General features: G+C 44.5%; 14 protein-coding genes. All 14 read right to left on the bottom strand.

Annotated features, from left to right (window positions below; translation table 11 throughout):
• Positions 1–20: 20 nt before the first annotated feature.
• Complete coding sequence (locus ABY436_RS05670; RefSeq protein WP_372738050.1) at positions 21–566, bottom strand: elongation factor P hydroxylase; 546 nt, start codon at positions 564–566, stop codon at positions 21–23.
• Positions 567–613: 47 nt separating this feature from the next.
• Complete coding sequence (locus ABY436_RS05665) at positions 614–1,333, bottom strand: hypothetical protein (protein WP_372738049.1); 720 nt, start codon at positions 1,331–1,333, stop codon at positions 614–616.
• Positions 1,334–1,488: 155 nt separating this feature from the next.
• A complete protein-coding gene (gene soxB / locus ABY436_RS05660; RefSeq protein WP_372738048.1) occupies positions 1,489–3,258 on the bottom strand; it encodes a thiosulfohydrolase SoxB in 1,770 nt (589 codons plus the stop codon).
• 68 nt (positions 3,259–3,326) lie between these two features.
• On the bottom strand, positions 3,327–3,746 hold the full coding sequence (locus ABY436_RS05655; RefSeq protein ID WP_372738047.1) for a hypothetical protein: 420 nt from the start codon (positions 3,744–3,746) through the stop codon (positions 3,327–3,329).
• 11 nt (positions 3,747–3,757) lie between these two features.
• On the bottom strand, positions 3,758–4,624 hold the full coding sequence (gene soxA, locus ABY436_RS05650; RefSeq protein WP_372738046.1) for a sulfur oxidation c-type cytochrome SoxA: 867 nt from the start codon (positions 4,622–4,624) through the stop codon (positions 3,758–3,760).
• Between the two features lie 66 nt (positions 4,625–4,690).
• Positions 4,691–5,008 carry a thiosulfate oxidation carrier complex protein SoxZ gene (gene soxZ / locus ABY436_RS05645; protein ID WP_090730758.1) on the bottom strand — a complete coding sequence of 106 codons (318 nt, stop codon included), beginning with the start codon at positions 5,006–5,008 and terminating at the stop codon, positions 4,691–4,693.
• Positions 5,009–5,071: 63 nt separating this feature from the next.
• Positions 5,072–5,533, bottom strand: a complete 462-nt coding sequence (soxY, locus tag ABY436_RS05640; protein ID WP_372738045.1) for a thiosulfate oxidation carrier protein SoxY — start codon at positions 5,531–5,533, stop codon at positions 5,072–5,074.
• A gap of 35 nt (positions 5,534–5,568) precedes the next feature.
• The gene (gene soxX, locus ABY436_RS05635) at positions 5,569–5,931 is read right to left on the bottom strand and encodes a sulfur oxidation c-type cytochrome SoxX (RefSeq protein ID WP_372738044.1); all 363 of its coding nucleotides are present in this window, start codon (positions 5,929–5,931) and stop codon (positions 5,569–5,571) included.
• Positions 5,932–6,022: 91 nt separating this feature from the next.
• On the bottom strand, positions 6,023–7,054 hold the full coding sequence (locus ABY436_RS05630) for a c-type cytochrome (RefSeq protein ID WP_372738043.1): 1,032 nt from the start codon (positions 7,052–7,054) through the stop codon (positions 6,023–6,025).
• On the bottom strand, positions 7,038–8,363 hold the full coding sequence (gene soxC, locus ABY436_RS05625; protein WP_372738042.1) for a sulfite dehydrogenase: 1,326 nt from the start codon (positions 8,361–8,363) through the stop codon (positions 7,038–7,040). The genes ABY436_RS05630 and soxC overlap by 17 nt, the downstream gene beginning before the upstream one ends.
• A 504-nt stretch (positions 8,364–8,867) precedes the next feature.
• A complete protein-coding gene (locus ABY436_RS05620; RefSeq protein ID WP_372738041.1) occupies positions 8,868–9,644 on the bottom strand; it encodes an enoyl-CoA hydratase in 777 nt (258 codons plus the stop codon).
• Between the two features lie 100 nt (positions 9,645–9,744).
• Positions 9,745–10,503, bottom strand: a complete 759-nt coding sequence (locus ABY436_RS05615; RefSeq protein WP_372738040.1) for a hypothetical protein — start codon at positions 10,501–10,503, stop codon at positions 9,745–9,747.
• Positions 10,504–10,635: 132 nt separating this feature from the next.
• A complete protein-coding gene (gene ttcA, locus ABY436_RS05610; RefSeq protein WP_372738039.1) occupies positions 10,636–11,535 on the bottom strand; it encodes a tRNA 2-thiocytidine(32) synthetase TtcA in 900 nt (299 codons plus the stop codon).
• 145 nt (positions 11,536–11,680) lie between these two features.
• Positions 11,681–12,322, bottom strand: a 642-nt coding sequence (locus ABY436_RS05605; RefSeq protein ID WP_372738038.1) for a type I secretion C-terminal target domain-containing protein, incomplete at its 5' end; no start/stop codon positions are given.

Below are 12,322 nucleotides of genomic sequence, written 5' to 3'. Positions count from 1 at the left end.
GTTGATGATGTGTAATGAGCTTATATTAGGGAGAGATCAAAAAGATTCACATTGATAAAATCAGGTGTTTGATAATAATGACTAATCGCTTTACGCAATTGTTCGGCACGTTCTGGCAAGCCTTTTTGGCTATACTCAATAACTTGCTGATATACCGCTTGCCTGAAGTCAGAAGCATCTGTCGCTTCACCGTTTAAATTATCTGCGCTCATGTAAAAACGGTACCCTGCAGCCGTCGATAGTATCCACTCGATAGCCTGTGGCTTGATTTCGACTTGTTCAAAAAGAGCTTGCTGCTCTGCCGTTCGACCATCGGGCACATACCAATAGCCAAAATCTTCCAGCTTTCTGCGCTCTTCGCCAGCAATTAACCAATGCGAAATTTCATGTAGCGCGCTGCTGAAATATCCATGTGCAAAATAGATAGCATGATAATCCCGTGAACCTGACGCAGGCAGATACACAGGCTCATCACTGCCTTTCACCAGTCTTGTATTAAATGAACTGGCAAAGCAATCATCAAACAAGGCGATTAAGTCTTGATATAGAAAAGTATCGTTACTCAAAGCATTCTCAGAGAAAATTGTTAGCTGATACACGCATGTTCAAGAAACTACTGGAACATCAACCACGTATCTTGCTTTAACCACCATGACTGCCCTGAGATCTGATCAATACGTGCTACCACATAGCCTTTTACATCTTTATCGGCACGTAACAGTTGTATAGAAAACATGGAAGGCATGACCTCTTCAGATTCATTCAATAAATTCCAACGGCCCTGATCCGCCAGCCATGATTCACCGGTAATCTGGTCATAACGAATAAGTACCCACTCACCTTTGGCGGTATAGCCCGAGGCGAGTTGATACTGCGCATCGCTGCGTTTAAGCAGGGTATTCAATCGTGCGGTTAACTGATCAAGATCAGGCTTTTCAGACGCAGACGCACCAGCGGTACCGGCTTCTGCGCCAGTGGCAACAGAATCGCCAGATTTATTAGCCAGCATTTGTAAACGCGCCAGCAAGATCTGCGACGTTTGTTTCAGCTCAAAAGTATCCGCTTTAATCTGTATTATCTGTTCCTGCATCGTGGACAACTGACCTGACAGATATTCAATATTATCTGTTCTGGCAGGTTTTACAGCGACTGGAACCTGTTGTTTAACGGGTTCAGGCGCAGCAGCAGTTTGTTGTGCGCTGGCGTCAGCGTCTGAGGGTCCAGTTGAGGGCTGTTCAGTTGCGCCACTCGAATCAGGTACCACAGAGGCTGTTTGGCAGCCCGATATTAACAAACAAAGTGTAATGACAGAAAAACAGGATTTGAACGTCACAAAACCTTCTCCACAATAAATTTGATCGCTATTCTAGCAAAACAGACAGGACAAAACAGATTTAACCAGCAGGCTCAATGATATGATTTGAGGTGAGAGCAGAAAGTCACCAAGAGAACAGACGCTCTCCTGGTTTATTCATAATTTATAGTAGTTCAGACGGGGTAATCGACTATTCCCGGGTTATCCTCAACATTTTTCAGTTTCGGCGTATTCAGTTTATCAATACTCGCCACTTTGCGGTCTTTAAGGTATTCAGCCACTACATCCCAGATATCAGCTCCTTCTGAGCGCGCACCGACCGTTGCCCAACCACTCACTTTATAAGATTTATCAGCTTCAATCTTCTCACCATTATCCAGTGTCATTTCACTGATGCGCTTGCCGATAGTCTCAACCGGATCACAGACATAATCAAAGCCGCCTACCCGGACCATATCGCCACCAGACTGAAGATAGGGCTCTGGATTAAATAAATTGTCAGCAACATCCTCGAGAATTAACTTGAGTTCAGAACCTTTCATCTCACGCACGTATGTTTCAGGGTAAGTCAGACACGTCTGATCCAGTACATGCTCCATGGTTACCATCTGCCCTTTCAAGACAGTTGTTCCCCAGCGAAAGCCCGGAGACAGCGAAATCCGGGCATCATTTACTGAGCGTAATGCATCACAAATAACCTGATCGAATGTTCCATTAAAGTTACCACGACGAAACATCAACTCATCAGCCGGGGCCAATTCTTCCGTTAACCAAGGAAGGTAAGGTGCCCGAATATCGCTGATTAATTGAGTCATGCCAACATCAGGCGCGAGTAATTCAGAAAATACCGGCAATAAACGATAGCGGAAATCCTGAACTTTTCCTTCGCGTATATCCAGATCCATGACGCCGACAAATTTACCATTGGACCCCACATTACAGACCAGTGTTTTCCCACCATTATTCTTAACGATAGTCGGGGCAGGTATACCATCATGCGTGTGTCCACCCAGAATCACATCAACACCGGAAACACGATTAGCCATAGCCAGATCGACATCCATACCGTTATGCGAGAGCACAATAACAGCATCCACATTTTCTGATCCACGAATCTGATCCACTTGTTCCTGAAGACGATCATCGTAAATATCAAACGTCCAATCGGGAATAAAACGAGCAGGGTTTGCAATTTTAGTGCGCGGAAATGCCTGCCCGATGATGGCAATACGTGCACCGCCAATTTCGCGGATACTGTAAGGCTGGAAAACGTGCCCGGTATCTTCATCATGAATATATTCATCGGCACCCTCAAACAGTGCATCCTCCGTAATAAATACATTCTGCGCTAAGAATTCTCCATCAAATGCTTTGATGTTCTTAAGAATCTCCTCCTGATGATAGGTAAACTCCCAATGTCCTGTCATGACATCGACACCTAAATTATTGGCTGCTTTTACCATATCCATACCACGGGTTTTATAGGAAGTACCCGATCCTTGCCAGGTATCACCGCCATCCAGTAATAAAGTTTTTTCACGGCCGTAAGATTCACGTAAGCGTTCAACCAGAGTTTTGATATGCGCGAACCCGCCCACTTTTCCGTATTTGCCAGCAGCCTCTTCATACTGCAAACAAGAGAACGCATGTGCTTCTAAAGAGTTTGGCGTAATGCCGAAGTGATTTAATAGTTTATCTCCAACCAGATGAGGTGCCTGTCCTTGTGCCGCCCCCATACCTAGATTGACACTTGGTTCTCTGAAATAGATCGGAAGCAACTGCGCATGGCAATCTGTCATATGCAATAAACGAACATTACCAAAATTGGCTACTTCATAAGGATCAGCTGAATGCTTTGTTGCAGCAAACCCGGTTGAGGGCAAAACACCGGCAGCACCAGCAAGGCCTAAAAGTTGTGCGAACTCACGACGAGACATGGACATATAATCACCTTCGGAACAAAAAAATACCCGCAGCAGCACCGCCACTACAGGTATTTTTTAATAGCATATTATTGAGGTACGGAGAGGTGCCAATTTTGTTCAGCATCAATCTGCTGCAGCACACCTAAACGGGCATGATATTTAGCCTGTGCCGCCAAATTCAGCGCTTTGCTATAATCACCTTCAGCCGAAGCCGCTTCAGCATCTTTAATAATGCCTTTGGTTAGCTTCCACTCAAAACCAACCTTGGCCGCTGCTTCGTTTTCCAGTTTAGCTTTAGCTATCAGTGCATCAGCATTTTCTTTTGTGGCCTCAACACTCGCCTCAACCTCTTCCGGATGATTGGTTGAATATTCCTTACCTTCCCAGCTAAAGGTGTGCCCTTTACCATACATCGCACGATTCATTTCGAATGCTTCATCATACGTTTCAGCCATAGCCACGTTAGGCAGAAGAACAATAGCCATCATTGTTATTAATTTTTTCATCTGTGTATCTCCTATTTACGTGAACCCGGGCCATTAACAACCAGACCATTGCTCATGTACGTCTGGAAAAACTCCAGATTGCGGAATGTTGTACTTTGCATATCCAAAGGATTTGAACGGCTATCCTGATGGCAACCTTTATAACGACGATGCAAAGTTCCTAGTTCTCCCCATTTGGAACGAAATACAGGGAAGTGGCTCGGGTGGCCTAACGCCGGACCGGCCAGATCTGCCCGAATCCGGATATTAGATCCCTGCAAATGACAATTTGAGCAGGATAAGTTCAACTGACCACGCTTTGTATAGAAGAATTTCTTACCATCAAGGTAAGCGGCCAACGCCTCTTTATCACCTTCAGGTATTTTGATATCAAACACCTTACCCCGGGATGTCCAGGCCATATATGCAGAGACTTTAGCTATCGCACCTTTTCCCCACTTCAATGGCGCTTCGCCATTATTCTCACGGCACTCGTTGATTTCCTGCTCTAACGTTTTCACCGTACCTTGTTCTTTATTCCAGTACGGGAAGTTTTGTCGTATACCGATCCCTCCGCTCTCAAAACAATCGGCATATCCTTTACCGTTGGCAAACGGCGTATTAAATAATCGTTCGCCTTCTTCAACATCAAATTCGTAGGGTGGAAACTCTTCAAGTTCTTCCCATTGGGATCTGGAATCCGCATCCACTGCATAAATACCATTCACATAATCTGACAACTCAGAGTCAGGAAAGCGGCTTTGATAGTAGCTTCGCAACGCCATACGATCCGCTTCAGGGTTAACAGTCTCAAGCGTCGTACCCGACCCTGCCGCAACTACAAGCTGTGAGCCCATGATAAGACTCATACCTATCATCAATTTTTTTATTATTCTCATTCGTTAGCACTCCACCCTTAGCATCGCCGGGTTAAGCAAGCCCCTTAATTACCGGGGCCGCTCTGATTATTTAATCGCCGCGGTCTCTGTACCTGTTTTGCCTGTACTCTCAATCCAGTCCATAGTCATTTCATCACCACTGGCACCACCCTCGAAAGAGAATGCAAAGTAAGGGTTTTTAGAAACAGCCGGCCCCAGGTTAGCTTCAAAAACCACTTTATCGGCGAGTTTAACAATCAGAGTCTGTAAAAATAACGCGGGAATTAATTCACCCGTTTTAGCATCTTTTCGTTGGCCTGACTCCATAACATGTTTAGCCATCATCTTGACACTGGTGTTACCACCAGAAGATTTTGCTTTAACTTTTAAAATACCTTTAGCCATCTCAGTTTCTCCAAATTCGTATTAACCGGCGCAACTTAGCTCTTGTAACTTAAGCCTCGCGACTTAACCACCACAACCACCGATAGTCACTTTCACTTCTTTAGCGGCACTGTAAAGTTTGCCATTTGCTTTGACTACAGCGGTTACTTTGGTTGTTTTACCCATTCGTACGCGGGTAGACACATCGGCTTTAGTTCCTGCCGGAATAATAAACTCAGCCGCTAATGGTGAAGGGTTACCCTCAATAAAAATACTCATAGACTCAACATCTGATAAGGTCGAGACTACTGTTACCGGAACAACCGCGCCATTTTCTGCAATATCAGGCGCTTTTAATGTCACTTCTGCACTTTCTTCAGGTGTAGCCGAGTCGAATAAAGCATTCATGGCGGCTGTTTGCTCTTTCGCCTGAAAAGCATCTTTACTCCATGCGGCAAATGCAATTTTTGGCATCAATACACTGGCACCGATCAATGCCCCACCGGTTGCAATGGCTTTCACCACCGTTCGACGATTTATACTCATTTTTCTATCCTCTGACTTCATCTACTCGTGGCAGATCAAAACTGGTAAATGTACTCAACAACCGCATCAATTTCTTCTTCTGAGAGAATCCAATGCTTACCGAGTGGCGGCATAATAGTAATTGGATTTGTTTTGCTCGCATCCCATATTTGTGCACGTAGCAAGCGTTTATCAGGAAAACGTTGTACCATAGCAACCATAGGTGGCCCCTGATTACCTGGAAGATTAGCGTCCGGATCGTTTATCTGATGGCAAGAGATACAGTTACCTCTTGATTTACCCATATAAACAGCCTTTCCTTCAGCGATAACGTCGTCCACTGTGGCCGCACTCGCAGGTGCTGTCGCTATCAACGCCAACAAGCCTGCTGCGCACATCGAAGTGGTCAGTTTACGCATTCGTTTCTCCTCTGAAACTGTCTTAACTGACAGATTTTTTATTGTTATAGAATAAAACGCTTTAGAAATATTTTTTATCCTGGCCTTTTACTTACTTACTCGACTCGACCATATAGATGACCGCTTCTTCAACCTGCTGATCACTCAGATCAACACGCCCGCCTTTAGGCGGCATGATGCCAGAAGATCCACTAAAGCCATTAATCGCATGCGCCACTAATACAGAGATACCCTGTTTAACACGCGGTGCCCACTCTTCATGATCGCCCAGCTTAGGTGAACCTGCTATGCCTGAACCATGACAAACTTTGCAGGCATTTTCAAATACCTCTTTGCCGGCAACTGCTTTATCCGATAATTCAACAGGATTGGCATCATCAATGTCGCTTGAGTCCTCTCCTGTCAGAGCCGCTTTACGTGCATGGGCTTTTTCTCTTTCAAGCTCTTCCTGCCCCTCATGAGAAGCAGCGGGCGCATCCGCACCTTCAATAAAGTGACCAACGGGAGTAATCCCTGTTAACGTTCCCTGTATCGTCATGGTTTTAGGGTCATCACACGCTTTCATACAACGCTCATTGTGGCCATCGGGTCTTGGGTCGTCAAAGAAGCCATCTTTATTCGGCATCTCTATTTGTGCAAGATTCTCATTGGTTAACACAAAGTCATCTTCAACTATTTCATTCAGGTATAACACATAAGCCGTTAATTGATATGTCTGCTCATCCGTCAATGAACGCGGAGCAGTAAAAGGCATCGCACGTCGAATATAATCGTACAACGTCGATGCATATGGCCAATATGACCCCACTGTTTTAGTTGGTCGCTCGTCTTTCAGCGTGCCAAAACCGCCTGCCAATACTGGCCAGCGTGCCTCGCCTTCACCAAAAAAACCATGACAGGTTGCGCATAACTGTTCATATACAACCTCACCGTCGGCAACACTACCCTCTCCGGGAGGAAGTCCTTTACCATCCGGACGAATATCGATATCCCACCCTGCGATCTGCTCCGGTGTGGCCATCTGACCAAATCCATACTTTTCTGCGGCGTTGGCAGGTAGCGCAATAAATAATGCAGCACCTAGTAATGAAAACATGACTGTTTGCTTAAGAGATCTGTACATTAGTGACCTCCCCGTTGGCCGCAACCTGCCACGTATGAATAGAGTTTTTATGATATATCGAATTGCCACCACGTATTTTACGTAACTGCTTTAATGTAGGTTGCACATAGCCAGTTTCATCGATAGCTCTGGCTTGTAATAACCACGGCTGGCCATCCCATTTAGTAACCAGGCTGAAACGCGTTAACGCTTTGGCTAGCACTAACCCTTTCAATTTGGCAGGCGTCCAGTTAACACCACCATCAAATGAGACGTCTACCTGCTTAATCTTACCTCGTCCTGACCATGCAACCCCTTCAATTTCAATCAAGCCGCTCTGCTTAATCGGGTGCTCAGGGCAGGGAGTAGTGATAACAGAATTGGTTTCCTGTACAAAAGTGAACTTCCGCGCACGTCCATCAGGCATTAAATCCGTGTATTTGGATGTTTCTTCACGGTGGTACCAGGGCTTATCACCTACTTCTAAACGACGTAACCATTTAATTGAGGTATTCCCTTCCCAGCCAGGATTAATTAAACGCAACGGATAACCTTGCTCAGGTCGGAGCATTTCTCCATTTTGAGCATAAACAACCAAGGTATCATCTAATGCCTTTTCCAGTGGAATTGAACGGCTCATGTGGGCTCCATCAGCACCTTCGGCGAGAATCCACTTACCTTCCGGCTGAACGCCCACTTCTTCAAGCAACGTCCGCAAAGGTACGCCGGTCCATTCACAACAACTCAACATGCCATGAGTGAACTGCAACGCTTCCATCTGCGCACCTTTCCACTCCATACCACCATTGGCCGGACATTCAATAAATTTGATTTCAGAGACCGATGGAAAACGCATTAAATCGGCCATGGTAAAAATAATCGGCCTATTCACAAGACCATGAATAATTAAACGATGTTCTTCAGGATTAATCTGAGGCACGCCGGCATGATAACGTTCAAAGACCAGGCCATTAGGTGTAATAATGCCTTTAAGGTCCTGCAGCGGAGACATAGAAATTGAAGAAATAGATTCAGCGGTTAACCAGGGAACCGTGCGACGAACCACATGGCTTTCATACTGAGAAGGCTGTCCGTAGGGAAACTCAACCACGCCGTGACCGAGCATTTTGCTCCACTTAGGCTCCATTGGCGGTAGGTTGCTAGTGCCAGCTATTGCTTGACCGGCTGACAACGTGGCAGCTAAACCACCCACTGTCATGACACCTTTACGCAGAAAATCGCGTCGCTCATTGATCGAGAGCCCTTCAGACTCTTTCGCGAGCTGTGCCATCAAATGGCGAGTACCAAGCCTCTTGATAATCCTGGACATTACTCCTCCGAATATTCACGCTAAATTATTGTTTATTATTATGCATAGCACATCTATTTCTTGCTTCTATCTCTGGCTTCTATCTTTTGCTTAGGTCATGCCGTAGTGGCTGCAGATTTTTTCGGGATTCTTGAAAAACTAACTCAGTAATTAACCCCGCTTATTATTATTTTTTGGTATAAGCATATAATAGAAAATACAACATTAGCACATCCTAAAACAAAATGAGATGAAATAACAAGCTACATCTTATATTTCTAATAAATAATTAGTCTAAAAAAGGAGTTTTATGAGCTCAATTACGCAAGATATCAGGCTTTTAGTTCCTATCAGCGCAAGAAAAAATAGCTGTAAAAAAGATAGCCACGATTAAGATTCATCGCCGTTTTGACATGTCTGTAAAGGGAGGGCAGAGAAATACAGCACTAAATATCTTTTGAAAAATAGCGGAAACCGGCAGGCATTCACCTGCCAGATCAATAACGACTTAGCTAAAAGGCTGTATTAGCAGTGCTTCCATACAGGAGGACGTTTGCTAACAAACGCGTCAATACCCTCTTTAGCATCGTCAATCATAATGTTTTCGGTCATTATCCGGCTGCAACGGGCATAAGCATCAGCCAAAGGGAGCTCTTTTTGTTCATAAAATGCTTTTTTACCGATAGAGAGTGTTTTCCTCGACTTACTCGCAATCAATGTAGCGACACCGTCCACATAAGCGTCTAAGTCACTATCAGCTATCATTTTATTAATTAGTCCCATTTGCTCAGCACGAACGGCGTTGATCAACTCCCCTGTCAGTAACATTTCCATTGAATGTTTTTGTGAAACCGCTCTGGACAGTGCAACCATCGGCGTAGAACAAAACAAACCAATATTGACTCCCGGTGTGCCAAAACGTGCTGATTCTGCTGCAAAAACGAGATCACAGCTGGCGACCAACTGACAACCCGCCGCGGTTGCCACACCGTGAACCTGAGCAATAACCGGTACAGAAAGACTAACAATACGCTGCATCATCCGGGAGCAGGTATCAAAGGTACATGCGTAAAAAGACTCCTCGCCTGAATCAAGCATCTCTCTCAGGTCATGTCCGGCACAAAACCCTTTACCATCACCTTTTATCACAACAACCCGGACTGAAATGTCTTCATCAAGTAAGTTCAGCTCATCAATCAATGCAGTCATAAGTGCCATGGATAAGCTGTTATAAGAAGTGGCTCGGGATAATGTTAACGTCGCGACGCCGTTTGCATCAGTGCGTTGGATTAATTCGCTCATTTCAAACCCTCTTATTTAATAACCTGTTCTTGATAGTTATTCTTGAAACCCAGTTCATACTAAAAGACACAAGACAAAAGTGCTTAAAAAAGGAAGATTGCTATCTTTGCATTGCCCCTTCCTGAAGCAACTCACGTACTCGCCAAGCGGCTAATAACATGGATGCGAGGCTGCCATAAAGATTGATTAAAATCAGACCTGCTGAAACAGCATCATCCGAATGTTGATAATTAACATGTGCTCTATCGACAATAAAACTATCGATGGACGCGAGTGTTCCACGACAGCCAGTTATCAGCTGTTTAATCACAAGGTAGTGTTTTTTCCCAGGAGATAACAATAAAGAGCGTTCTGTCAATGTTGCGATAACCGACAAATCGTGTTGCTGCGGATCAGGAACAACTTTTAGATTTTTCAGAAGCTGGTAACACAAGTTTTCGACAAGTGACTTCATTTGTTGTACTGCTACATCCGGGCTTTTCAGCACCAATTCAGATGCGCCTGACCAAACTGCATGTAGCTTTTTCTCATCAATGAGTGGATAAGCGGAGCCGACAGATGCAGAATCTTGTTCAACTTGCGGTGCGATTTTGTCTAAAAAAATCTGAAACTGCTCAACCACATAGGCCTTTCTGTCTTCATGTGAAGCGTAGTTATATCGCATGCTATGCCATAAACCAGGTAAGTCAGCATGCTCTACAACCATTTTCGGGACAATTTCACTGGTCTCAGGCAGCCCCATAAAATATTGGCGCAACTTGTGATAATCTGACTCATTGACGTTACGGCCCGTCACATGCGCAACGAGCAAATTTCGCAAATAAACGGCTCTTGGGTAAAACTTACTGGTATCGCTCATATTCCCTCATGAGTTATATAAAAGGATTTATTCATAGCATAGTATCGCATCATGATGAACACTTACTCAGATCTGCTCTGTGCTGAGTATAAAGCAGGAAAACTATTTATACAGTAATCCTGCATGACCACTTCATACTGACAAAATATCAATCATTTCAGGTATATGGTTGTTTTCCGCCCCGCTTTCCATGGCCGGACTGATTCCATGCCGATAACCTACTTCCAGGGATTTAAAGTCAAATAGCGCTGCATCCGCCAGATGGGAAGGCACAACATTTTGTAATGATCTGAACATTGTTTCTATTCGGCCCGGCGACTGCTTATCCCACGCTTGCAACATCTCTTTTATTATTTGACGCTGTAAACCATCTTGTGATCCACATAAATTGCATGGAATAATCGGAAATTCTCTTAGCGCAGCATACTCCGCTATATCCTTTTCTCTGGCATAGGCCAGCGGCCTGATCACCATATTTTTTCCGTCATCAGAGACCAATTTGGGAGGCATCCCTTTTAATTTCCCGCCATAAAACATGTTGAGAAAAAAAGTCTCAAGGATGTCATCGCGATGATGTCCCAACGCTATTTTATTAGCGCCGATCTCTTCTGCAAAACCATATAAGGTTCCGCGGCGCAAACGAGAGCAAAGTGCGCAGGTCGTTTTACCTTCCGGCACCACGGACTTAACAACGGAGTAGGTATCACGTTCAACGATATGAAACTGCACACCAACAGACTCCAGGTACGCAGGTAATACGTGTTCAGGAAAACCCGGTTGTTTTTGATCTAAATTCACCGCAACCAGCTCAAAAGAGATGGGCGCATTACGTTGTAAATTCATCAAGATATCCAGCATGGCGTAAGAGTCTTTACCACCGGATAAACACACCATGATTTTGTCACCGTCTTCAATCATATTGAAGTCAGCTATCGCTTTACCCATCTCCCGACGCAGACGTTTCTGAAGCTTATTCATGCGTAGCTTCATTTTTTTATCCAAACTTACATCGGTATCAATCTGTTCAGTCATCAGTGCAAAATTCATAGGTTGTTAAAAAAGGGGAATTATAAAAGCGCTCAGTATAACGAAAAGATAATCACTGCCCCAATCTATTTTCAGAACAATAAAAAACCCCCAGCTTTTATACCGGGGGTTTTATGCAGCAGCGCATCAATTAGTCAACGATCAATTGATTATTGTCGAGTAACTGAAGAATGATATCTGCATCAGTCTGTACGCCAGCATTTAGCTCTGTGACGCCATTTAAGGTTATCACTTGGTCTGCATTAGAGCCTGTGGTGTTAATCCCTCCATCAGATTTTATGTAGACAACCGTGTTACCGGCAGATTCCTCAAAGTGCAGGTATTGATCAAGTGTCGTGTCAGTTTCTCCCTGAAGCAAATCACTGAGATCAAGGACGTCCTTTTCATCGCCGGCCGTATCATAAACAGCAAAATCAGTAACAATATCATTACTTGAAGCTGTCCCTTCAGACCAGATAAAGAGGTCATCTCCGTCACCGCCTGTGAGAATATCGTTCCCAGCACCACCGAGTAATTGATCCTCGCCTGCGGTGCCTACGAGCGTATCATCCTGATCTGTACCCGCGATGCGGTTTTGCTGGATAACATTTAGTGTCAATACACCCGTATCAGTATCACCATCCGAATCAATGACCGTGTAATTAAATGCTTCATCTGAGGGCAGCGACTGGTTCTCTCCAGCCTGATAGCTATAACTACCATCCTGCATATCAAGAACAAGAGAACCGCCTTTGTCTGTAGATACAGTAACCACTGATCCTGAAACAGAAGC

Origin of the sequence: Neptunomonas sp. (genome assembly GCF_041601355.1) — a bacterium.
GTDB lineage: Bacteria > Pseudomonadota > Gammaproteobacteria > Pseudomonadales > Balneatricaceae > Neptunomonas.
The sequence above is the reverse complement of the archived record's forward strand: the minus strand, read 5'-3'. Positions and strand labels throughout refer to the sequence as shown.